The organism is Variovorax sp. SPNA7, assembly GCF_033807855.1.
GTDB classification, from domain to species: Bacteria; Pseudomonadota; Gammaproteobacteria; order Burkholderiales; family Burkholderiaceae_C; genus Variovorax; species Variovorax beijingensis.
The window spans coordinates 4,617,129-4,640,019 of sequence record NZ_CP138513.1 but is presented as its reverse complement, the minus strand read 5'-3'; the positions used below and the strand labels follow the sequence as shown (position 1 = coordinate 4,640,019).

Annotated in this window: 22 protein-coding genes; 12 read left to right on the top strand and 10 right to left on the bottom strand. The window is 67.5% G+C overall.

All coding sequences use genetic code 11. The features are described 5' to 3' along the window. Positions 1-2 precede the first annotated feature (2 nt). The 9 genes from RZE77_RS21620 to RZE77_RS21580 all read left to right on the top strand — a co-directional run bounded on the left by RZE77_RS21620 (position 3) and on the right by RZE77_RS21580 (position 10,771). On the top strand, positions 3-2,993 hold the full coding sequence (locus tag RZE77_RS21620) for a formate dehydrogenase subunit alpha (RefSeq protein ID WP_319439212.1): 2,991 nt from the start codon (positions 3-5) through the stop codon (positions 2,991-2,993). A gap of 9 nt (positions 2,994-3,002) precedes the next feature. After that, positions 3,003-3,626 (top strand): formate dehydrogenase FDH3 subunit beta, encoded by a 624-nt coding sequence (fdh3B, locus tag RZE77_RS21615; protein WP_319427345.1) that lies wholly within the window; start codon positions 3,003-3,005, stop codon positions 3,624-3,626. Further along, entirely contained in the window at positions 3,623-3,877 is a 255-nt protein-coding gene (locus RZE77_RS21610) for a hypothetical protein (protein WP_319439211.1), read from the top strand. Before fdh3B ends, RZE77_RS21610 begins: the two co-directional genes overlap by 4 nt. A gap of 12 nt (positions 3,878-3,889) precedes the next feature. Then, the gene (locus RZE77_RS21605; protein WP_319439210.1) at positions 3,890-5,113 is read left to right on the top strand and encodes a formate dehydrogenase subunit gamma; all 1,224 of its coding nucleotides are present in this window, start codon (positions 3,890-3,892) and stop codon (positions 5,111-5,113) included. Further along, positions 5,110-5,511, top strand: coding sequence for a hypothetical protein (locus RZE77_RS21600; protein WP_319439209.1), 402 nt, complete (start codon positions 5,110-5,112; stop codon positions 5,509-5,511). Before RZE77_RS21605 ends, RZE77_RS21600 begins: the two co-directional genes overlap by 4 nt. Further along, a complete protein-coding gene (locus RZE77_RS21595; RefSeq protein WP_319427341.1) occupies positions 5,508-6,380 on the top strand; it encodes a formate dehydrogenase accessory sulfurtransferase FdhD in 873 nt (290 codons plus the stop codon). Before RZE77_RS21600 ends, RZE77_RS21595 begins: the two co-directional genes overlap by 4 nt. 70 nt (positions 6,381-6,450) lie before the next feature. After that, the gene (locus tag RZE77_RS21590; RefSeq protein ID WP_319439208.1) at positions 6,451-8,967 is read left to right on the top strand and encodes an ABC transporter permease; all 2,517 of its coding nucleotides are present in this window, start codon (positions 6,451-6,453) and stop codon (positions 8,965-8,967) included. A 90-nt stretch (positions 8,968-9,057) separates the two neighbouring features. Next, positions 9,058-10,542, top strand: a complete 1,485-nt coding sequence (locus tag RZE77_RS21585) for an AAA family ATPase (RefSeq protein ID WP_319439207.1) — start codon at positions 9,058-9,060, stop codon at positions 10,540-10,542. A 4-nt stretch (positions 10,543-10,546) separates the two neighbouring features. Then, positions 10,547-10,771 (top strand): SlyX family protein, encoded by a 225-nt coding sequence (locus RZE77_RS21580; RefSeq protein ID WP_319439206.1) that lies wholly within the window; start codon positions 10,547-10,549, stop codon positions 10,769-10,771. A 330-nt stretch (positions 10,772-11,101) separates the two neighbouring features. Here RZE77_RS21580 and trhA read toward each other — a convergent pair whose 3' ends face one another. The 8 genes from trhA to cyoA are packed head-to-tail and all read right to left on the bottom strand — an operon-like array spanning position 11,102 to position 18,680. Beyond that, a complete protein-coding gene (gene trhA / locus RZE77_RS21575; protein ID WP_319439205.1) occupies positions 11,102-11,764 on the bottom strand; it encodes a PAQR family membrane homeostasis protein TrhA in 663 nt (220 codons plus the stop codon). 12 nt (positions 11,765-11,776) lie between these two features. Next, positions 11,777-12,325, bottom strand: coding sequence for a response regulator transcription factor (locus RZE77_RS21570; RefSeq protein WP_319427333.1), 549 nt, complete (start codon positions 12,323-12,325; stop codon positions 11,777-11,779). Beyond that, positions 12,322-13,734: an ATP-binding protein gene (locus tag RZE77_RS21565; RefSeq protein WP_319439204.1), complete on the bottom strand. Its 1,413-nt coding sequence runs from the start codon at positions 13,732-13,734 to the stop codon at positions 12,322-12,324. Before RZE77_RS21565 ends, RZE77_RS21570 begins: the two co-directional genes overlap by 4 nt. Beyond that, positions 13,718-14,575 carry an SURF1 family protein gene (locus RZE77_RS21560; protein WP_319439203.1) on the bottom strand — a complete coding sequence of 286 codons (858 nt, stop codon included), beginning with the start codon at positions 14,573-14,575 and terminating at the stop codon, positions 13,718-13,720. Before RZE77_RS21560 ends, RZE77_RS21565 begins: the two co-directional genes overlap by 17 nt. Beyond that, the gene (gene cyoD / locus RZE77_RS21555; protein WP_319439202.1) at positions 14,572-14,988 is read right to left on the bottom strand and encodes a cytochrome o ubiquinol oxidase subunit IV; all 417 of its coding nucleotides are present in this window, start codon (positions 14,986-14,988) and stop codon (positions 14,572-14,574) included. Before cyoD ends, RZE77_RS21560 begins: the two co-directional genes overlap by 4 nt. Then, complete coding sequence (cyoC, locus tag RZE77_RS21550) at positions 14,985-15,650, bottom strand: cytochrome o ubiquinol oxidase subunit III (RefSeq protein ID WP_319439201.1); 666 nt, start codon at positions 15,648-15,650, stop codon at positions 14,985-14,987. Before cyoC ends, cyoD begins: the two co-directional genes overlap by 4 nt. Then, complete coding sequence (gene cyoB, locus RZE77_RS21545; RefSeq protein WP_319427328.1) at positions 15,643-17,649, bottom strand: cytochrome o ubiquinol oxidase subunit I; 2,007 nt, start codon at positions 17,647-17,649, stop codon at positions 15,643-15,645. The genes cyoC and cyoB overlap by 8 nt, the downstream gene beginning before the upstream one ends. Before the next feature lie 2 nt (positions 17,650-17,651). Then, on the bottom strand, positions 17,652-18,680 hold the full coding sequence (gene cyoA / locus RZE77_RS21540; RefSeq protein WP_319439200.1) for a ubiquinol oxidase subunit II: 1,029 nt from the start codon (positions 18,678-18,680) through the stop codon (positions 17,652-17,654). 175 nt (positions 18,681-18,855) lie between these two features. Between cyoA and RZE77_RS21535 the strand changes: the two genes are divergently transcribed. After that, the gene (locus RZE77_RS21535; protein WP_319439199.1) at positions 18,856-20,196 is read left to right on the top strand and encodes an MFS transporter; all 1,341 of its coding nucleotides are present in this window, start codon (positions 18,856-18,858) and stop codon (positions 20,194-20,196) included. A 6-nt stretch (positions 20,197-20,202) separates the two neighbouring features. On the opposite strand, the gene RZE77_RS21530 is transcribed toward RZE77_RS21535, so the two are convergent. Beyond that, positions 20,203-20,853 (bottom strand): hypothetical protein, encoded by a 651-nt coding sequence (locus RZE77_RS21530; protein ID WP_319439198.1) that lies wholly within the window; start codon positions 20,851-20,853, stop codon positions 20,203-20,205. An 89-nt stretch (positions 20,854-20,942) separates the two neighbouring features. Between RZE77_RS21530 and RZE77_RS21525 the strand changes: the two genes are divergently transcribed. Together RZE77_RS21525 and RZE77_RS21520 are read left to right on the top strand one after the other, a co-directional pair. Then, complete coding sequence (locus RZE77_RS21525; protein ID WP_319439197.1) at positions 20,943-21,629, top strand: HAD family hydrolase; 687 nt, start codon at positions 20,943-20,945, stop codon at positions 21,627-21,629. Then, positions 21,626-21,961 (top strand): hypothetical protein, encoded by a 336-nt coding sequence (locus tag RZE77_RS21520; RefSeq protein ID WP_319439196.1) that lies wholly within the window; start codon positions 21,626-21,628, stop codon positions 21,959-21,961. The genes RZE77_RS21525 and RZE77_RS21520 overlap by 4 nt, the downstream gene beginning before the upstream one ends. On the opposite strand, the gene RZE77_RS21515 is transcribed toward RZE77_RS21520, so the two are convergent. Further along, positions 21,904-22,884: an isopenicillin N synthase family dioxygenase gene (locus RZE77_RS21515; protein WP_319439195.1), complete on the bottom strand. Its 981-nt coding sequence runs from the start codon at positions 22,882-22,884 to the stop codon at positions 21,904-21,906. The genes RZE77_RS21520 and RZE77_RS21515 overlap by 58 nt on opposite strands. Positions 22,885-22,891: the final 7 nt, after the last annotated feature.

The following is a 22,891-nucleotide window of genomic DNA, read 5'->3' as shown; positions in this document are numbered from 1 at the left end:
AGATGTTGCTGACCAAGAAAACAGCCCCCGCGAACCGTGTCTCGCGGCAAGGGGAGCGCGAGTCGTCTTCCCCGTTCATTCACAGCCTGAGGCGCGGCCTTTCGGGCGCGCTGCCCACCATGGACCGGCGCGCCTTCCTGCGGCGCTCCGGGCTTGGCGTGGGCGTGGGCCTGGCCGCGGGCCAGCTCACGCTGATGCGCAAGGCCGAGGCGGCCGGCGAAGCGCGGCCCACGGCGGTAGGCGCCGGCAAGGTCGAGATCAAGCGCACCGTGTGCTCCCACTGCTCGGTCGGCTGCGCCTCCGATGCGGTGGTCGAGAACGGCGTCTGGGTGCGCCAGGAACCGGTGTTCGATTCGCCGATCAACCTTGGCGCGCATTGCGCCAAGGGCGCCGCGCTGCGCGAGCACGGCCACGGCGAATACCGGCTGCGCTACCCGATGAAGCTGGTCAACGGCAAGTACGAACGCATCAGCTGGGACACCGCGCTCGAAGAGATCACCGCCAAGCTGAAGGACCTGCGCCAGGCCAGCGGGCCCGATTCGGTCTACTGGATCGGCTCGTCCAAGCACAGCAACGAGCAGTCCTACCTGCTGCGCAAGTTCGTGAGCTTCTGGGGCAGCAACAACTGCGACCACCAGGCGCGCATCTGCCACTCGACCACGGTCGCGGGCGTCGCGAACACATGGGGCTACGGCGCCATGACCAATTCGTACAACGACATGCGCGGCGCCAAGGTGGCGATGTACATCGGCTCGAACGCCGCCGAGGCCCATCCGGTCAGCATGCTGCACATGCTCCATGCCAAGGAGCATGGCTGCAAGATGATCGTGGTCGACCCGCGCTTCACGCGCACCGCGGCCAAGGCCGACGAGTACGTGCGCATCCGCTCGGGCTCCGACATCGCCTTCCTGTTCGGCATCCTGCACCACATCTTCAAGAACGGCTGGGAAGACAAGCAGTACATCAACGACCGCGTCTTCGGCATGGACAAGGTGCGCGAAGAAGTGCTGGCCAAGTGGACGCCCGACAAGGTCGAGGAGGCCTGCGGCGTGAAGGAGGCGCAGGTGCTCAAGGTGGCCACCTGGCTCAACGAGAACCGTCCCGGCACCGTCGTGTGGTGCATGGGCCAGACGCAGCACACCATCGGCAACGCGATCGTGCGCGCCTCGTGCATCCTGCAGCTTGCGCTCGGCAACGTGGGCAAGTCGGGCGGCGGCACCAACATCTTCCGTGGCCATGACAACGTGCAGGGCGCCACCGACGTGGGCCCGAACCCCGATTCGCTGCCCGGCTACTACGGCATCGTCGAAGGCTCGTGGAAGCACTTCGCCGCCACCTGGGGCGTCGACTTCGAGTGGATCAAGGGCCGTTTCGCATCGCCCGCGATGATGACCAAGCCCGGCATCACCGTGTCGCGCTGGATCGACGGCGTGCTCGAGAAGAACGAGCTGATCGACCAGGACTCGAACCTGCGCGGCGTGTTCTATTGGGGCCATGCGCCCAACTCGCAGACGCGCGGCCTCGAGATGAAGCGCGCCATGGACAAGCTCGACCTGCTGGTGGTGGTCGACCCGTATCCTTCGGCCACCGCGGCCATGGCGGCCATGCCCGGCAACCCCGACGACCTCAACAAGAACCGCGCCGTCTACCTGCTGCCCGCATGCACGCAGTTCGAGACCAGCGGCTCCGTCACGGCGTCGAACCGTTCGATCCAGTGGCGCGAGAAGGTGATCGAGCCGCTGTGGGAAAGCCGCAGCGACCACATGATCATGCAGCAGTTCGCCGACCGCCTGGGCTTCGGCAAGGAACTGAGCAAGAACTACAAGATGCAGAAGGTCAAGGGCATGGACGAGCCCTTGCCCGACGACATCCTGCGCGAGATCAACAAGACCTGCTGGGCCGTGGGCTACACCGGCCAGAGCCCCGAGCGGCTGCAGGCGCACATGCGCAACATGGGCGCCTTCGACGTGCGTACGCTCAAGGTGAAGGCCGGCGTGAAGGACAAGGTCAACGGCTACGACCTCACAGGCGACTACTTCGGCCTGCCGTGGCCCTGCTACGGCACGCCCGAGCTCAAGCACCCGGGCTCGCCCAACCTGTACGACACCTCCAAGCACGTGATGGAAGGCGGCGGCAACTTCCGCGCGAACTTCGGCGTGGAGCGCGACGGCAAGAACCTGCTGGCCGAGGACGGCTCGCATTCGCTCGGTGCCGACATCACCACCGGCTACCCCGAGCTCGACCACGTGCTGCTCAAGAAGCTGGGCTGGTGGGACGAGCTCACCGAGGCGGAGAAGCCCAAGGCCGAAGGCAAGAACTGGAAGACCGACAGCTCGGGCGGCATGATCCGCGTGTTCATGAAGAACCACGGCTGCCACCCTTTCGGCAACGCCAAGGCGCGCGCGGTGGTCTGGAATTTTCCCGACGCGATCCCGCAGCACCGCGAGCCGCTGTACGGCAACCGGCCCGACCTCATGGCCAAGTACCCGACGCACGACGACAAGATGGCGTTCTGGCGCCTGCCCACGCTCTACAAGAGCGTGCAGCAGAAGAACATCGCCGACAAGGTGGCCGAGAAATTCCCGTACGTGATGACCTCGGGCCGCCTGGTCGAGTACGAGGGCGGCGGCGAGGAAACCCGCTCGAATCCCTGGCTCGCCGAGCTGCAGCAGGAGATGTTCATCGAGATCAATCCCAAGGTCGCGGCCGAGAAGGGCATCCGCAACGGCGAGCGCGCCTGGGTGCACACGCCCACCGGCGCCAAGCTCAACGTGCAGGCCCTGGTGACCGAGCGCGTGGGGCCCGACACGGTCTTCATGCCGTTCCACTTCTCGGGCCACTGGCAGGGCGCCGACATGCTCGGCTACTACCCCGCAGGCGCAGCCCCCGTGGTGCGCGGCGAGGCCATCAACACCGGCACGACCTACGGTTATGACAGCGTGACCATGATGCAAGAGACCAAGACCACGGTCTGCAATGTGGAAAAGGCATAAGGAAGCACCATGGCACGAATGAAATTTGTCTGCGACGCGGAACGCTGCATCGAATGCAACGGCTGCGTCACCGCCTGCAAGAACGAGAACGAGGTGCCCTGGGGCGTGAACCGCCGCCGCGTGGTCACGCTCAACGACGGGGTGCCGGGCGAGAAGTCGATCTCGGTGGCCTGCATGCACTGCTCCGACGCGCCCTGCATGGCCGTGTGCCCGGTGCAGTGCTTCTACCGCACCGACGAAGGCGTGGTGCTGCACGACAAGGACGTGTGCATCGGCTGCGGCTACTGCTCGTACGCCTGCCCGTTCGGCGCGCCGCAATTCCCGTCGCAGGGCACCTTCGGCGTGCGCGGCAAGATGGACAAGTGCACCTTCTGCGCCGGCGGCCCCGAGGCCAACGGCTCCGAAGCCGAGTTCGAGAAGTACGGCCGCAACCGGCTCGCCGAAGGCAAGCTTCCGGCCTGCGCCGAGATGTGCTCGACCAAGGCCCTGCTGGCCGGCGACGGCGACGTGGTGGCCGACATCTTCCGCACCCGCGTGGTCCAGCGCGGCAAGGGCGCCGAAGTCTGGGGCTGGGGCACCGCCTACGGCTCGCAGCAGGCTGGCACCCCGCCGGCCGGTGGAGTCCGCAAGTGAAGCGGCCGGGCCTCGTCTTCGCGGGCGTTGCGCTGGTCGCAACCTGCCTCGCGGCCTGCGGCGAGAAGCCGCAGACCAACGCGCAGGGCGTCAAGCACGACGCCGTGCCCTGGAGCGGCACGGGCACCAAGGAGAACGCCGGCACGGTGTTCACTGCGCCCGGCTGGAAGGTCGGCGACAAGACCGCCTGGCAGCAGCAGCTCAAGACCCGCACGCAGAACGGGCAGAACGAATACAACAAAGAGAACTGAAACGGAGAGCCCATGAAGCAAGCGCTGACCGCTCTCGTTCTTCTTGCCGCGCTGGGTACGGCCTTCGCGCAGGCGCAGCCCCCGGCCGCCCCTGGAACGACGTCCGCACCCGCGGCACCTGCCGCAACCGCCGCACCGGAACCCGCCGCGGGCGGCATCCGCGGCCAGAACATCTTCGAGGTCAAGCCCGAAGCCAGCGCCGACCCCAACTACGCGAACCAGACCAATGGCGAGCGCATGAAGGTGCAGCCCGGCAACAACGCGCCGATGTGGCGCCAGGTGGGGCAGGGCGTGACCGGCTACAGCAGCCTGCCGAAAAGCGAGGCGCCCGAGGCCGGCAACCTGATCCAGCCGTTCGTGCAGTACCCCGGTTCGCGCTTCACCAACGCCGGCGAAGCCTGGCGCCAGGTGCGCAACGACTGGATCATTCCCTACGGTGCGGCACTGCTGTTCGTCGTGCTGCTGGCGCTGGCCATCTTCTATTTCACGCGCGGTCCCATCCGCCTGCACGGCCAGGAAACCGGCCGCAAGATCGAGCGCTTCACGCCCTTCGAGCGGGCCACGCACTGGTCGAACGCCATCGCGTTCGTCACGCTCGCGATCTCCGGGATCGTGATGGCCTTCGGCAAGTTCTTCCTGATGCCGTGGATGGGTGCTTCGCTCTTCGGCTGGATTGCCTACGCGCTCAAGAACGTCCATAACTTCGTCGGGCCGCTGTTCGTGGTGACGATCGTGCTCATGGTCTTCACCTTCATCCGCGACAACCTGCCGCGCGCCAGCGACCTCCAATGGCTCGCGCGCTTCGGCGGCCTGTTCGGCGGCAAGGAAGTGCCGTCGCACCGCTTCAATGCGGGCGAGAAGATGGTCTTCTGGGGCGGCGTGCTGTTCCTCGGCTTCTTCGTCATCGGCTCGGGGCTCTTCCTGGACAAGCTGCTGCCGGGCTTCGTCTACACGCGCGGCGAGATGCAGGTGGCGCACATGGTCCACGGCATCGCAACCCTGCTGATGATCGCGATGATCATGGGCCACATCTACATCGGCACGCTCGGCATGACGGGCGCCTACAAGGCCATGCGCACCGGCTACGTCGACGAGACCTGGGCCAGGGAGCATCACGAACTCTGGTACGACGACATCGCCGCGGGCAAGATCCCTGCGCAGCGCACGGTGCCGGCCGGCTCGGCCACGGCACCGGCCGCGCGGCCCGTGAGACCCGCCGAAGGAACACCCTCATGAAGCTGCCGTTGAATCTCTCTTGCGCATCGCTGCTGGTGCTCGCGCTGGCCGCGCCCGCGGCATGGGCCAAGCTGCCGCCGCCGCCCGCCACTCCCGAGGCCAAGGCCAAGGCCGCCGAAGCCGCCGCCAAGACCGCCTGGAGCGGCAAGGTCGATGCCTACAAGCTCTGCCAGGCGCAGGACCGCGTCGCGGCCAAGTACCGCGCCAGCGCCACCGCGGCCGGCAAGCCGGTGCCGGCAGCGCCTGCCACGCCGCCGTGCGCCGACCCCGGCCCCTTCGCCTTCACGCCGCCGCCCATCGAGGCTGCGGGCGCGCACTCGCCGGCCACCACGGCCGCATCGCCGCCCAGCACCACGCAGCCTGCCGCCACCACCAATCCGACGCCGAAGGCGCAGTGACGACGCCGCTGCCGTTGCCGCTCCCGCGTCTCACCCAGGCCCGCGCCGCGCTGACGCGCGAAGTCGAGGTCGTCGACGAGCATGGCGCGCGCGGCACCGTGTCCATTCCCGCCGAGCGCGACCTCACGGTGTACGTGGACCGGCGCGAACTCGTCACGCTGATGACGCTCGGCGCCCAGCCCGAACTGCTGGTGCTGGGCTATCTGCTGAACCAGCGCCTGATCGAAGCGGCCAGCGACGTCGAGTCGGTCACGGTCGACTGGGAGGTGGGCGCAGCCGCGGTCAAGACGCATGCGGGCATCGACCGCATCGAGGAGCGCACCGCCAAGAAGGTGGTGACCACCGGCTGCGGCCAGGGCAGCGTGTTCGGCGACCTGATGGCCGACATCGACAAGCTCCAGCTGCCGCCCACGCGCATGACGCAGGCGCAGCTCTATGCGCTGGTCAACGCGATCCGGCTCCAGGAGAGCACCTACAAGTCGGCCGGCTCGGTGCACGGCTGCGCGCTGTTCACGCTCGAGCCCGGCGGCACCGAGGCCACGATGCATTCCTTCGTGGAAGACGTGGGCCGCCACAACGCCATCGACACCATCGCGGGCTGGTGCGCCATGCAGCCGCCCGGCGCGCTGGCCGGCGACCGCGTTTTCTACACCACCGGCCGGCTCACCAGCGAGATGGTGATCAAGTCGGCGCAAATGGGCGTGCCCATCGTGGTCTCGCGCAGCGGCATCACGCAGATGGGCCACGAGGTGGCAACGCGCGTGGGCCTGTGCGCCATCGGCCGCGCGACCAACCGGCACTTCGTCTGCTATGCGGGCGTCGACCGGCTGGTGCTGCAGCCGGAACTCGCGCGCCGCAATCCGGCCTAAGGCCTTTCACCCTACCCGCGGTAAGCCCCTGAAAGGCGCCGGCGCACGCGCGTCGGCTATCGTCTCGCCCATGAATGCCTCCTTCCGCCTTGGCTGGCGCACCTTGTGGCGCGATCTGCGCGCCGGCGAACTGCGCCTCTTGATCGTTGCCGTTGTGCTGGCCGTGGCCGCGCTCACGGCGGTCGGCTTCTTTGCCGACCGGCTGAAGGGAGGCTTGCAGCGCGATGCGCGGCAACTGCTCGGCGGTGACGCGGTGGTCGTGAGCGACAACCCCACGCCCGCGACCTTCATCGCGCAGGCCCGCGCATTCGGGCTCGAGGGCACCGGCACCTACGGCTTTCCGACCATGGCGCGGGCCGACGATGCCCAGGGCGGCGCGAGCAAGCTGGTGGCCCTGAAGGCGGTGACCGAGGGCTATCCGCTGCGCGGCAACCTGCAGACCGCAAGCGCTCCCGATGCGCCGGGCAGCATCACGCGCGACATTCCGCCGGCGGGCGAGGTCTGGGTCGACGCCTCGCTGCTGGATTCGCTCGCGCTCAAGGTGGGCGACATGCTTCTTCTTGGCGACAGCAGCTTGCGCATCGGCCGCGTGATCACGCTGGAGCCGGATCGGGGGGCGGGGTTCATGAGTTTCTCGCCGCGCGTGATGCTCAACCAGGCGGACGTGCCGCGCACCGGCCTCGTGCAGCCTGCGAGCCGGGTCGGCTACCGCTATGCCGTGGCCGGCGAGAACGCGGCCGTCAAGCGCTTTTCCGACTGGGCCGAGGCCACCATCAAGAAGGGCGAGCTGCGTGGCGTGCGGCTCGACTCCTTCGAGGGCGGACGGCCCGAAATGCGCCAGACGCTGGACCGCGCCGAGAAATTCCTGAGCCTGGTCGCGCTGCTCGCGGCGCTGCTGTCGGCCGTGGCGGTGGCGCTGGCCGCGCGCGGCTTTGCGGCCAGCCACCTGGACGACTGCGCCATGCTGCGCGTGCTCGGCCAGAGCCAGCGCACCATCGCACTGGCCTACGCGTTCGAATTTGCCGTTGTCGGCATCGTGGCCAGCAGCCTGGGCGTGGCGATCGGCTTCGGCGTGCACTACGTGTTCGTGGTGCTGCTCGCGGGGCTGGTCGAAACGGCGCTGCCCGCGGCCACCTTGTGGCCTGTGGCCTTCGGCCTGGGCATGGGGCTCACGCTGCTGTTCGCCTTCGGCCTGCCGCCGGTGCTGCAGCTGGCCCGGGTGCCGCCGCTGCGCGTGATCCGGCGCGACGTCGGCGGGCTCAAGCCCGCGTCGCTCGCGGTGCTGGGCATTGGCGTGGCCGGTTTTGCGGCCCTGCTGATCGCGGCCAGCAGCGACCTGAAGCTGGGCCTGATCGCCGTCGGCGGCTTCGCGGGCGCGGTGGCCGTGTTCGCACTGCTGAGTTGGCTCGCGGTGAAGGTGCTGCGCCGCAGCGTCAATGAAAGCACCGCGCCGCGCTGGCTGGTGCTGGCCACGCGCCAGATCTCGGCGCGGCCGGCCTACGCGGTGGTGCAGGTCAGCGCGCTGGCCGTGGGCCTGCTCGCGCTGGTGCTGCTGGTGCTGCTGCGCACCGACCTGGTCGCGAGCTGGCGCAAGGCCACGCCGCCCGATGCGCCCAACCGCTTCGTGATCAACGTCATGCCGGACCAGAGCACCGCGTTCCAGAAGTCGCTGCGCGATGCCGGCGTGCGCAAGTTCGACTGGTACCCGATGATCCGCGGCCGCCTGGTGGCCATCAACGACAAGCCGGTGTCGCCCGACGACTACCTCGAAGACCGCGCCAAGCGCCTGGTGGACCGCGAGTTCAACCTCAGCAACAGCGTGGAGGCCCCGGCGCACAACAGCATCGTGGCCGGCGCATGGAAGCCCGATGCACCGGGCGAAGTGAGCGTGGAGGAGGGCCTGGCCGAGACGCTCGGCCTCAAGCTCGGCGACGTGCTGCGCTTCGACATCGGCGGCATGCAGAACGACGCGCGCATCACCTCGCTGCGCAAGGTCGACTGGGGCTCGATGCATGCGAACTTCTTCGTGATGTACACCGTGGCCGCGCTGCCCGACGTGCCGGTGACCTACATGGGCGCCTTCCGCGCACCCGAGACGCGCGGCTTCGACAACGCGCTGGTGCGCAGCTACCCCAATGTGACCAATGTCGACATGAGCGCCACCATCAACCAGGTGCAGCGCGTGCTCGACCAGGTGATCCGTGCGGTCGAGTTCCTGTTCGGCTTCACGCTCGCGGCGGGGCTGGTGGTGCTGTTCGCCGCGGTCACCGCCACGCGCGAGGAGCGTGCGCGCGAGTTCGCCGTGATGCGCGCAGTGGGCGCGCGGGCCAGCCTGCTGCGCCAGGTGCAGCGCGCCGAGCTGGTGGGCGTGGGCCTGCTGGCGGGCTTCCTGGCGAGCATCGTAGCCTCGGCCATCGGCTGGGGCCTTGCGCGCTACGTGTTCGACTTCACCTGGACGGCGTCGCCCATCGTGCCGATCGCCGGCGCGCTCGCGGGCGCGGTGCTCGCGCTGGCTGCGGGCTGGTGGGGCTTGCGCGACGTGCTGCGCAGGCCCGTGGTCGACACGCTGCGGCGCGCGGCGGAATAGATTTTTCTATCCGCGGGGGCGAAGAGGGCGGGGAATGCAATACATTCCCCGGCCCTGCATTCATTCATTCGTTGAGAAGAAACCCCCTCCATGCGCTTGGCGTCATTCCAGATCACCAACTTTCGCTCGATCAACGACAGCGGCTCCATCGACACCTCGCAGATCACCGCGATCCTCGGCCGAAATGACAGCGGCAAATCGAACCTGCTGCGCGCACTGCACAGCCTGAACCCGGCCGAAGGCCTGGCCGAACTCAGCCCGATCAAGGACTTTCCGCGGCACCGCCGCCTCGAAGAGTGCCAGGGCGACACGCCGGTCGCCGCGACGCGCTGGGCCCTCGAAGACAGCGAGCGGGCCGAGCTGGTACAGATGCTTCCGCGCGCGGCCAAGGTGCGCCACGTCACCGCGGGCCGGGGCTATGGCACGGCGCGCTGGAGCGGCCTCGAGGGGCTCGGCGACCTGTCGCTCGACGTGTCCGACATCAAGGCCAAGGTCCGCAAGATCGTGCCCGCCGTCAAGGCCGCGGGCGAGAAGCTCGCCGACGACGCGCGCGCAACGCTGGAGCAGGCGGCCGACGCCTTCGACGCAGCGATGATCCTGAGCCCCGACTACATCCGCTGGTCGGCCGGCGCGGTGGCGGCGCTGCAGTCGCTGCGCCAGGCCATGGCCGCGGCGGATGCCGAACTCAGCGACAAGCAGGAGCAGATGCTCTTCGAGCTCGAGGAGATGGCCCGCGCCATCGCCAACGACACGCCGGCGCTTGCAAGGGCGAAGCAGTGGGTGCTCGACAAGCTGCCGCGGTTCATCTACGTGGACGAGTACCCGGCGCTGCCCGGCCGCCAGAACATTGCCGAGCACCTCGCCCGCAAGGGCTGGGGGCAGGCCGCGCCCGAGCAGCGCAACTTCGAGAAGCTCTGCAAGGTCGCGGGGCTCGATCCGCAGCAGCTGCAGGACCTGCTGGAGAAGAACGACCAGGCCACGCGCAACCAGCTCGCCAACCGCGCCGGCTCCGTCGTCACCGCCGAGATCCGCCGGCTCTGGAAGGATCGCGAGCTCAAGGTCCGCTTCAACCTGGACGGGCCGTACATGGACACGCTGGTGTCCGACCCGAACCGCGCCTACGACGTGGAAGTGAACCTCGACGAGCGCAGCCGCGGCTTCCAGTGGTTCTTCTCGTTCTACGTCACCTTCTTCGCGGACACCAAGGGCGCAGGCGATGCCGTCCTGCTGCTGGACGAGCCCGGCCTGCATCTGCATGCGCGCTCGCAGGCCGACCTGCTCGCGCACTTCGAGCAGGACTTCGCCAACCAGATCATCTACACCACGCACTCGCCGTTCATGGTGCCCGTGCACCGGCCCGACGCGGTGCGCACGGCCAGCATGAGCGAAGCCGCCGGCACCACCGTGAGCAACAAGGCCGAGGGCGATGCGCGCACGCTCTATCCGCTGCAGGTGGCGCTTGCGCTGACCCGGATGGCGGGCGAGGCCGCGAAGCCGCAGCAAAAGGAGAGCGCAGCGCGCATCGAGGTGCTGTCGCACGAGGTCAGCGAGCCAGTGGATCTTCCTGTCCAATAGCGGCATGGACCATTCACCGAACGAGCTCGCAGAGCGCCTGACCGAACTCGAGATCAAGTCGAGCTATGCCGAGGACCTGCTGGAGCAGCTCAACATGACGATCTACCGGCAACAGCAGCAGATCGACAGTCTGATCCTGCAGGTCGCCCAGCTCAAGCAGCAGAGCCAGAATGCGGGGCAGGAGGGGGCGGCGCGCAATTTGCGCGACGAGTTGCCGCCGCATTACTGAGCGCTGTTGTTCGGGGCGCTGTTGTTCTTGGCGCTGTTGTTCAGGGCGCGCTCCCGCCGACGGGGTACCTTGCTCCGCGAATGTCCTCCGGCCTGCGGCCTCCCCCTTGATTTCGCTGCGCAAGGCACCCCATCGACGGGAGCGTTGGACAGAGTGGTCGTTGATCAGCGGTGTACCCAGAGCGTGCCCTGGTGCGCAGGGCATCGGGTGCTCCCCGCAGCGAAATCAAGGAGGAGGCCGCAGGCCGGGGGACATTCGCGGAGGGGAGTACCCGGTGGCCTGTGCACACGCCCTGAACATCAGCGCCCTGAACAACAGCGCCCAAAAAAATCAGCCGTGCGAATGCCAGAGCACCGCAAAGAAATGGCAGGTGCTGCCCGCCAGCACGAACAGGTGCCATACCGAGTGGGCAAAGCGCACCTTGTTGTCGAACAGGAAAACCACCGCACCCGCGGTGTAGAACAGCCCGCCGGCCACGAGCCATCCCAGGCCCGCCGGCGACATGCGCTCGTACAGCGGCACCGCCGCCATCAGCGCCATCCATCCCATCGCCACGTAGAGCCCGGTCGACCACAGCGGATGCCGCAGCCGGTTGAACAGCTTGGCGCCCACGCCCAGCGCCGCCGCGACGCAGATGCAGCCGAACAGCGTCCAGCCCCATGGACCGCGCAGCACGCCGAAGAGGAACGGCATGTAACTGCCCGCGATGAACAGGTAGATGGCCGCGTGGTCGAGCCGGTTGAACCAGGCCTTGGCCCGGCCCATCGGCAGCGCGTGGTAGAGCGTGGAGATCAGGTACAGCACGATCGCCGTGCCGGCAAAGAGCGAGGCGCCGACGATGCCCGCGGCCTGGCCCTTCTGGGCAGCGCTGTAGACCAGGATCGGCAGCGAGGCCACGGCCAGCAGCAGGCCGAGGCCGTGGCTCAGCGCATTGAAGATCTCTTCGAGCGCGGTCTGGGCGCGGACCGCGGACGCCGGTCTGTTGGAAGTCATGCTATTTCACCTTTACTTGACCTGCTGCTTGCCGAGTTTGCGCGCCAGCGTGCGCCGGTGCATGCCGAGCCGCCGCGCGGTTTCGGAAATGTTGAAGCCGGTCTCGGCCAGCATCTCGTGGATGCGCTCCCATTCGAGCGTCTTGATCGAGGTCGAGCGGTTGGTCAGCTCCACTTCCGTGGTGCCGGTGGCGCGGCCGAAGGCGGCCTCGATGTCGTCGGTGTTCGACGGCTTGGCCAGGTAGTGGCAGGCGCCGAGCTTGATGGCCTCGACAGCCGTGGCAATGCTGGCAAAGCCGGTCAGCACCACGATCAGCATCTTCGGGTTGTGCCGGTGCAGCATCTGCACGCAGGCCAGGCCCGAGGCCTCGCCGTTGAGCTTCAGGTCGACCACCGCAAAGCCGGGCGAATGGGCCTGCAGCAGCGTTTCGACCTCCTCGGCATTGCTGGCCTGCGTGACCGCGTAGCCGCGGCGCTCGAAGGACTTGCCGAGCGTGCGCGCGAAGGCCGCGTCGTCCTCGACGATCAGCAATTGGCGTTCAGCTTCGGCGGTTTCCGTCATGGCCTTGCGTTTCGATCGATGTTGGTGTCGGCAGTGCCGATGGCCTCGCCCACTTCGTGTTCTTCGTCGTCATCGTCTTCTTCTTCCAGCACGACGGCCGCGAGCGGCAGCGTGATGGCCACGATGGCGCCGCCCTCGGGCCGGTTGTGCACCGCCACGCGGCCGCCCAGGGTGCGCGCCACGTTGACCACCAGGAACAGCCCGAGCCCGCCGCCCGGGCGGCCCTTGCTCGACTGGTAGGGTTTGCCGAACTCCTTCAGGATGGACGGCAGGAAGCCCGGGCCCGCATCGGTGACCGTGAGGGTCAGCGCATCGGCATCGTGCGCCACCTCGAAGCGCAGCCAGTGCGGCGAGGCTTCCAGGGCATTGTCGAGCACGTTGCAGATCATCTGCTTCAGGGCCGAGTCGGAGACCATGGGCAGGTCCTGGCCAAAGCGGTTCTCGTAGTCGAATTCCTCGACCGGACGCGTGCTGCGCCATTCCTCCACCAGCTCGTCGAGGAAGGTGCTCACGGTGGTCTCTTCCGACGATTCGCCGCGCGCCTCGCCGGCCGACAGCAGGATGCCGCTCACGATGCTCTTGCAGCGCTGGATCTGCAGTTCCATCTCGGCCACCTCGGTCAGCAGTTCGGGGTCGGAGCTGAAATGCGGCAGGCGGCGCCAGTCGCCCAGGATCACGGCCAGCGTGGCAAGCGGCGTGCCCAGCTCGTGCGCGGCGCCCGAGGCCAGGAGGCCCATGCGCACGATGTGCTCCTCTTCCGATGCGCGCTGGCGCAGGTCGGCCAGCCGCGCATCGCGCGCGCGCAGGTTGCGGCTGATGCGCGTGATGAACACCACCAGCAGCGCGGCGTTGAGTGCAAAGCAGACCAGCATGCCCTGCACGTAGGGGCTCCAGAGCCCGCGGTCGTGGTCGAGCGGCAGCGCGAGCGGGCGCGAGAAAAGCGCCAGCCCCGCAAAGCAGAGGCTGGTGACGACCACGATGGTCCAGGTCGACCAGGCCTTGAGCAGCACCGCGCCCAGGATGACCTGCAGCAGGTACAGGAAGACGAAGGGATTGGTGGCGCCGCCGCTCAGGTAGAGCTGGGCGGTGAGCGTGGCCACGTCGACCAGCAGCGCGAGAAAGAGTTCGCCGTTGGTCACGCGGCGCGGGCTGCGCGAGCGCAGCAGGCTCACCCCGTTGAAGAGCGCAAGGCAGGTCAGCACCTGCAGCATGTGCTCCAGCGGCAGCCGGATGCCGAAGCCGTAGTGCACGACCAGGATGGTGGCGACCTGCCCGACGACCGCGAACCAGCGCAGCTGGATCAGCTGCTGCATGTTCTTGTGGCCGGTGGCGTTGTCCAGGCTTGCCACGCCCGCGCGCGGCGGATGCAGTTCCCCGGCGACCGCGGCGGCTTCAGTCGCGGCGGGCATCGGGGCGGAAGGTGGCGTCGGCATGGGCGGTATTTTCGCCTGTGCCGCCGCCGGTCCTGCCGGCGCGCCTCTGCCCCTCGCGCCAGCCGAACCAGGCGGCGGCGAGGACCATCAGCGCAAGGCCGTACCAGGTGATCGCATAGACCAGGTGGCTGTTGGGAAAGGCGATGACCGTGAGGCCCGCGGCCGGCCAGGCAGGGGCCGCGCCGGGCGGGGCGGGCGCGGCCTCGGCATCGACGAAGTACGGTGCCGCGTCGCGGAGGCCGCGCGCCGCGGCAATGGCCTGCACGTCGCGCGAGAACCAGCGATCGGCGGCCGGATCGTTCCGGCGCAGGAAGCCGCCCTTGGGCTCGCTGATGCGCAAGAGGCCGGTCACGCTGCTTTCGCCCTGGGGCTCGGTGGCCGCGCGGGCGGCGCGCTCGCGTGCCTCGGGCGGCACGAAGCCCCGGTTGACCAGCACGATGCGGCCGTCGGCGGCCTGCAGCGGCGTCAGCACCCAGAAGCCGGCACCGAGCCGGGTGCTGGCCTGCACCAGGGTTTCCTTGTCGTGGAGGAAACGGCCGGCGATGCGCACGCGGCGGTATTCGTCGTCGGCCGCGTTCACCTGCGGCCAGCGCTCGCGCCCGGGCGCCTCGGAGGCCGGGGCATGCACGCGCTGCTCGACGCGGGCGATGAGATCGAGCTTCCAGGTCCGGCGCTCGACCTGCCAGGTGCCGAGCGCGAAGAAGCCGGCAAAGGCCAGGGCCGCACAGACCGCCAGAGCCACCCGGGCCGCCGCACCTCGCTGGCGGCCGGCCGAGGTGTCCTCGTGGGTGCTGGGGTCTGGCGGCGGGGGCGTCAAGGCATGTTCTTCATGTCGTGCACCGACATCGGCATCATGTTGGCGTTCATGTGGTACATGACCCAGAGCGATCCGGCCAGCGTGATGACGACGAGCACGATCGTGAAGATCAGCGCCAGCATGTTCCATCCGCTCTCGGACTTGGCGTCCATGTGCAGGAAGTAGATCATGTGGACCACGATCTGCACCGCGGCAAAGCCCAGGATCACGAGCGAGGTGGTGCTGGTCTTGCCGAGCACGTTGCCCATGACGAGCCAGAACGGAATCGCGGTCAGGATCACGGCCAGCACGAAGCCGGTCATGTAGCCCTTGAAGGTGCTGTGGCTGACGGGGCCATCGTCGTGATGGTCGTCGTGCACATCGTGTGCGCCATGGCCGTGGTGCGCTGCGTTTTCGGTGTGGGCGGTGCTCATGCCATCGATCCCATCAGGTAGACAAAGGTGAAGACGCCGATCCACACCACGTCCAGGAAGTGCCAGAACATCGACAGGCACATCAGGCGGCGGCGGTTGGCGGCGCTGAAGCCGTGCTTGGGCAGCTGGAACATCAGCACGATGAGCCACACGATGCCGAAGGTCACGTGCAGGCCGTGGGTGCCCACCAGCGCGAAGAACGACGACAGGAACGCGCTGCGCTGCGGGCCCGCGCCTTCGTGCAGCAGGTGCGCGAACTCATAGAGCTCCAGGCCGATGAAGCCCGCGCCCAGCAGGCCCGTGATGGCCAGCCAGGCCAGCGTGCCGCCCATGCGCTTTCTCTGCATCTCGAGCACTGCGAAGCCATAGGTGATCGACGACAGCAGCAGCAGCGAAGTGTTGACCGCCACCAGCGGCAGGTCGAACAGGTCGGCGCCCGAGGGGCCGGCCGCGTAGCTGCGGCCGAGCACCCCGTACACCGCGAACAGGCAGGCGAAGATGAGGCAGTCGCTCATCAGGTAGAGCCAGAAGCCGAGCAGCGTGCCGTTTTCCGGGTGGTGGTCGTTGCCGACGTGGAACAGCTCGAACACGGGCGGCTTGCCCGTGGCGTCGCTGTGGGCGTGGCCGGCCCCGGGGGAGTGGAGGGCGGTGGTATCAGACATGGGCTGCTGCCAGGAGGCGGGTGCGTTCGTTCTCGGTGCGAACGACCTCTTCCGCGGGGATGTGGTAGTCGCGCTTGTAGTTGAAGGTATGGATGATCACGGCCGCCAGCATGGCGAAGAACGCCACGCCCGCCACCAGCCACATCTGCCAGATCAGCGCGAAGCCGCAGGCTCCGGCCAGGGCCGCGATGATGAAACCGGCGGCCGTGTTCTTGGGCATGTGGATGGGCGTGAAACCGTCGACCGGGCGGGCATAGCCGCGGCGCTTCATGTCGGTCCAGGCGTCGTTGTCGTGGATGCGCGGCGTGAACGCGAAGTTGTAGGCCGGCGGCGGCGACGAGGTCGACCATTCGAGCGTGCGGCCGTTCCACGGATCGCCCGTGGTGTCGCGCAGCGAATCGCGGCGGATGTAGCTCACCACCAGCTGGATCAGGAACGAGGCGATGCCCAGCGCGATCAGCACGGCGCCGAAGGCCGCCACCTGGAACCAGATCTGCAACGACATGTCCTGGAAGTGGCTCATGCGGCGCGTGACGCCCATCAGGCCCAGCACGTACAGCGGCATGAAGGCGAACCAGAAGCCCACGATCCAGAACCAGAACGAGCACTTGCCCCAGAACGGATCGAGCTTGTAGCCGAAGGCCTTCGGGAACCAGTAGGTGATGCCCGCCAGCATGCCGAACAGCACGCCGCCGATGATCACGTTGTGGAAGTGGGCGATCAGGAACAGGCTGTTGTGCAGCACGAAGTCGGCCGGGGGCACCGCGAGCAGCACGCCCGTCATGCCGCCGATCACGAAGGTGATCATGAAGCCGATGGTCCACATCATGGGCAGCTCGAAGCGGATGCGGCCGCGGTACATGGTGAAGAGCCAGTTGAAGATCTTCGCGCCCGTCGGGATCGAGATGATCATCGTCGTGATGCCGAAGAACGAATTCACGCTGGCGCCCGAGCCCATGGTGAAGAAGTGGTGCAGCCACACGAGGTACGACAGGATCGTGATCACCACCGTGGCGTAGACCATCGAGGCGTAGCCGAAGAGGCGCTTGCCGCTGAAGGTGGAGACCACTTCCGAGAAGATGCCGAAGGCCGGCAGGATCAGGATGTAGACCTCGGGGTGGCCCCAGATCCAGATCAGGTTCACGTACATCATGGCGTTGCCGCCGAGGTCGTTCGTGAAGAAGTTGGTGCCGACGTAGCGGTCGAGCGACAGCAGCGCGAGCACGGCCGTGAGCACCGGGAAGGCGGCCACGATCAGCACGTTGGTGCAGAGAGCCGTCCAGGTGAAGACGGGCATCTTCATCATCGTCATGCCGGGCGCGCGCATCTTCACGATGGTGGCCAGCAGGTTGACGCCCGAGAGCAGCGTGCCGACCCCCGCGATCTGCAATGACCAGATGTAGTAGTCGACCCCCACGTCAGGGCTGAAGAGAATGCCCGACAGCGGCGGGTAGGCGAGCCAGCCGGTCTTGGCGAATTCGCCCACGAACAGCGACGCCATCACGAGGCCGGCGCCGAAGGTGGTCATCCAGAAGCTGAAGTTGTTCAGGAACGGGAAGGCCACGTCGCGTGCGCCGATCTGCAGCGGCACCACGAAGTTCATGAGGCCCGTGACCAGCGGCATGGCCACGAAGAAGATCATGATCACGCCGTGGGCGGTGAAGATCTGGTCGTAGTGGTGCGGCGGCAGGAAGCCGGCGTTGTCGCCGAAGGCGACGGCCTGCTGGGCCCGCATCATGATGGCGTCGGAGAAGCCGCGCAGCAGCATCACCAGGCCAAGGATGATGTACATGATGCCGATCTTCTTGTGGTCGATGCTGGTGATCCAGTCGCGCCACAGCACGCCCCACACCTTGTAGTAGGTGATGGCGCCCAGCAGTGCGAGGCCGCCGAGCACGACCGCGATGAAGGTGCCGATCAGGATCGGCTCGTGGTAGGGGATCGCCTCCCATGTGAGGCGGCCGAAGATGAGCTTCGTCAGGTCAAGGTTCTCGAACATCGTCATTCTTCGGTGGTGCACATCGCCGTGACGTACTTGCGCTTGGGCGAATTGGTGAGGGTGTCAGCCTGCCAGGCTTGCTTGGTGGCGATGTTGAATGCGCCGGGCTTGCCCAGCCCGCCGTCCGCGTCGATGGCCATCATTTCCTTCATGCACATCTTGTTGCGGTCGACACAGAGGTTGAGGATGGCGTCGTACAGGTCGGGGGCCACCGCGGCGTAGTGCCGCACCGGCTCGCGCTCGCTCGGCACTTCGAGCTTCTTGTACTGCTCGCGCGTGAGTTCGCCGTCCTTGCCGGCCTTGACCTTCTGCACCCACTGGTCGAAGTCGGTGTTGCTCAGGCCGTGGAACTTGAAGCGCATGCCCGAGAAGCCGGCGCCGCTGTAGTTGGCCGAGAAGCCTTCGAACTCGCCCGGCTTGTTGATGACCGCGTGCAGCTTGGTTTCCATGCCCGGCATGGCGTAAATCTGGCCGGCCAGCGCGGGAATGAAGAACGAGTTCATCACCGAGGAGGCCGTGATCTTGAAGGTGATCGGCCGGTCGACCGGCGCGGCCATTTCGTTGACCGTGGCAAAGCCCTGCTCGGGGTAGATGAAGAGCCATTTCCAGTCGAGCGCCACCACTTCGACCACCAGCGGCTTGGCCTCGGCGGGAATCGGGCGCTCGGCGTCGAGCCGGCTGAGCGGGCGGTACGGGTCGAGCGTGTGGGTGCTGATCCAGGTGATGGCGCCCAGCGCGATGATGATCAGGAGCGGCGCGGCCCAGATCGCGAGCTCGAGCTGGGTGGAGTGGTCCCAGTCGGGGCTGTAGTCGGCCTCCTTGTTCGACTGGCGATAGCGCCAGGCAAAGAAGAGGGTCAGCGCGATCACCGGAATGATGATGATCAGCATCAGCACGGTGGAGACGACGATGAGGCGTCCCTGCTGGTTGGCGATGTCGCCGGAAGGGTTCATGAGCACCGTGTTGCAGCCTGCCAGCAAGGCAAGCGGAAGCAACAGGGGCCATCGGCGAAGAGATTTGAGGGTGGGCATGCCGAAAGAAAGAAGTGCGTGGGCTGCGCAAAGACTCCACAATCTACGACCAAAGGCTTCTGCCGCCTATTGGACGTTTTGTCCTATGGCGGGAATCCTCATTCGGTGAGACGCTTGGACCCTGTTCAATGGTCTACCTTGGTCACTGCCGGTGACACCCGAATTAAAAAACGCAATGACGACGACGTCCAGCATCAGTCCGCAAGGCGCACAGCCTGTGCCGAACACGTCCGGAAACGACGCCCGGCAGGGCGACGAACATTCACACATCGCGCCAGGCGAGATCGCCGTGGGCGTGATCATCGGCCGGGCATCGGAATATTTCGATTTCTTCGTCTACGGCATTGCCTCGGTGCTGGTGTTCCCGGCGGTGTTCTTTCCGTTCGAGGCGCGCCTCGAGGGAACCCTCTACGCCTTCGTGGTTTTTTCCTTCGCGTTCATTGCGCGGCCGTTCGGAACTGTCATTTCAATGGCCATCCAGCGACGGTTCGGCCGAGAAGCCAAGCTGACCATTGCGCTGTTCGTGCTGGGAACCTCCACCGCGGGCATTGCCTTTTTGCCGGGCTACGCGAGCCTCGGGTTCACGTCGATCGTGCTGCTGTCGGTGTTCCGCTTCGCCCAGGGCCTGGCGCTCGGCGGCTCGTGGGACGGCCTGCCGTCGCTGCTGGCGCTCAATGCGCCGGAAAACCGCCGCGGCTGGTATGCCATGCTGGGCCAGCTGGGCGCGCCGCTCGGCTTTTTCGTGGCCAGCGCGCTGTTCGCCTACCTCTACGCCAACCTGCCGCCCAAGGACTTCCTCGACTGGGGCTGGCGCTACACCTTCTACGTGGCCTTCGCGATCAACGTGGTGGCGCTGTTCGCGCGCCTGCGGCTGGTGGCGACCGAAGAATATTCCCGCCTGCTCGAAGAGCGCGAGCTGCAGCCCACCAGCGTGGTCGAACTGACCCGCTCGCAGGGCGCCAACCTGCTGATCGGCGCGTTCGCCGCGCTGGCCAGCTATGCGCTGTTCCACCTGATCACGGTGTTCCCGCTGTCGTGGATCACGTTGTACTCCGACCAGTCGATCACCGAATTCCTCGTGGTGCAGATGATCGGCGCGGTGTTCTGCGCCGGCGGCATCGTGGCCTCGGGCGTGGTCGCCGACCGCGTGGGACGCCGTTTCACTTTGGGCGGCCTGGCCGCGATGATCGCGGTGTTCAGCGGCTTTGCGCCCACGCTGCTCGACGGCGGCCGCATCGGACAGGACATCTTCATCCTGTTGGGCTTCGTGCTGCTGGGCCTCTCGTACGGCCAGGCGGCCGGCGCCGTGACCTCGAACTTCGAGCCCAAGTACCGCTACACCGGCGCCGCGCTCACGGCCGACCTGGCCTGGCTCATCGGTGCCGCCTTCGCGCCGCTGGTGGCGCTGGGGCTGTCGGCGAATTTCGGGCTGGCCTATGTGAGCGTCTACCTGCTGTCCGGTGCGGTCGGCACGCTGGCGGCGCTGGGGCTCAACCGGGCGCTGGTGCGCGACTGAGGGGCGTTAGCCTTTTCCGCGAAGGCGTTCCGCCTTCTGCGCCAGCTCGACCGCCTCGATGACTTGGTGAATCGACAGCGGGCCGGTCAACTCGACCTCGCCCGCAATGACGCTTTCCAGCGCCTCTTGCCCTGCACGTCCTGCCAGCCAGGCAAATGCCGAGGTGATCGAGCCGCCACCGAACTTGGCACTCAACGCCTTCGATGCTGCACGGCTGACCTCCGCAAACGACGCATGGTCCGCTGCGCCCGACGCCGCGCGAACAACCACGCAGAACGCGGCGAGCTTCTCGGCCTCGGTACGCAAGCGGCGGGCCTTGCCTTCGCTCTGGGCTGCGTGCCCATGAAGCGCTGGCTCGAAGGCGTCGGTGAACAGCTGGATATCCCGCCTTTCCACCCAGGTGGAGTCCGCTCGCGACAGAACCTCGACCGGGCGGCCGCGGGCCTTGGATGCCCGCTCGGCGGCTGCCTGGGCTGCGCCTGCCTGCGCGGGATGCCATGCAAGAAGAGGTGAGCGGGCAATGCCGCGAACGGCCCAGCGGCCATTGGAATTCAGGCAGCGCTCCTCGCGGCCCTGCGATCCGCCAGCAGGATCGGGTGCCAATGCCGTCGGCGGACGATCCGCAAGGGAAAGGAGCAGGTAGTGTTCGGGCGGCATCGGTGGGTCAGGTTTCGAGAGTCGCCGATTGTCGCCGCGCTCCCGGCATGCACCCGATCCCGCCGGCGGCGCTGGCGTAGGATTGCCCCATGTTCGCCGCCGCCATCTTCGACATGGACGGGCTGCTCATCGATTCGGAGCGGCCCATCATGGCCGCCTGGATCGAGGCGGCCCGCACGCTCGACATCGAGCTTTCGCACGCCCAGTACCTGCAATGCGTGGGGCTGGCCATGGGCGAGTCGAAGCAGATCCTTGCGGCGCTGCTCGGCGGCGCGGCCGCCTACCAGCACGCGGCGGCGCAAGTGACCGCCGCGCTGCAGCTGGAGCGCGCCGACGGCGACGCCCGGCCGCTCTTTCCGATCAAGCCCGGCGCGGCCGAGTTGCTCGCTGCCTTGCGCGGACGCGGCACACGCTGCGCCGTCGCCTCGTCGTCCGCGCGCGGACAGATCGCGGCCTGCCTGGGCAGCCTCGACGTGCTCCATCATTTCGAGGCCTTCGCAGGCGGCGACGAGGTGGCGCGCGCCAAGCCCGATCCGGCGCTCTATCTGCTCGCGGCCGAGCGCCTGGGCGTCGACCCGGCCGAATGCGTGGCTTTCGAGGACAGCGAGAACGGCGCCAAGGCCGCGCTGGCGGCGGGCCTTCGGGTCGTGATCGTGCCCGACCTCAAGCACCCGCCCGCTGCGATCGTCGAGCGGGCGTTCCATGTGCTCGACTCCCTGCATGAGGCCGTGGCACACGTACCGCGATGGTTTCCCGGCCAGGTGATGCGCACATGATCAAGATCGGGACCCTCTGCCACGTGCTTGACAGCTGCTTCGCGTCGCCGATGACCGAGCGCGCGGTCGGGCGCATCGTGGAGGTGGTCTCGGTGCCCTACGAGGCGCCCAGCGAGCGCTACCTGCCAGGCACCTACTACGACGTGCTGTTCGAGGGCTGGACCTTCTACTGCCGCAGCGACAAGCTCGTGCCCATCTCCGATCCCGATGCGGATGTCGGCAACTGGGAGGACGAATTCATCGGCGTTCCCGCCAGCCCTCCGTCGAGAGCACCTCAGAGCACTTCGTCGCGCAGCTGCGGAAACACCTTCGACACCTTGGCGAGCAGGTAGTCCCCGTAGCGGCCGTTGAAGGCGTGCACGTTGGCGCGGTCCCAGCGCTCGGCGCTGTCGTCGCGCGCCTCGGCACCCGCGAGCCCTTCGATACGCTGCACGCGCGCCTCGAAGTTCGGGTCGAAGAACAGCGGAAACGAGAGCCGGTCGCGCCCCGAGGTGTTGCGCTTCACGCGGTGCGGCGTCGACTTGTAGAGACCGCCGGTCATGCGGTCGAGCATGTCGCCGATGTTGCAGACGAAGGAGCCCGGAATCGGCGGTGCATCGATCCAGCCGCCGGGCGTGTGCACGGCCAGGCCGCCCACGTCGTCCTGGTGCAGGATCGTGAGCAGGCCGTAGTCGGTGTGTTCGCCCACGCCCCATTGCACGTCCATGCCCTCGGGCACGGGCTGCGAAGGGTAGTTGAACAGGCGGAACAGGATCAGCGGGTCAGCGGTGTAACGCTCGGCGAAATACGCGGCCGGCAGGCCGAGGCTCAGCGCGATGCCCTCCATCAGCCGGTGGCCCAGCTGCGTGACGGCGGTCATGTAGTCGAGGATGGTTTCGCGCAAACCCGGCACGTCGGGAAACAGGTTGGGCCCGTGCACCGGCGTCTTCGCCTGGACCAGCGGATGCGAGGCGGGCAGCTCGGTGCCGAGATAGAGACCTTCCTTCCAGTCGGGCCGGCCCGAGGTCAGCTCGCCGCCGAGCGGGAAGTAGCCGCGCCAGGCGCGTCCGCCCAAAGCCATGCGCCACTGCATCTTGGTGGTTTCGGGCAGCTCGAAGAAGCGGTGGCTCAGCTCTTCGAGCCGCTGCACCAGCGCCGCGTCGACGCCGTGGCCCGTGGCATAGAAGAAGCCATGCGCGCGGCAGGCGGCGCCGATCTGCGCGGCTACGCCTTCGCGGCCAGGGACGCCGGCCACGAGCGGGGCAACGTCGATCACGGGAAGT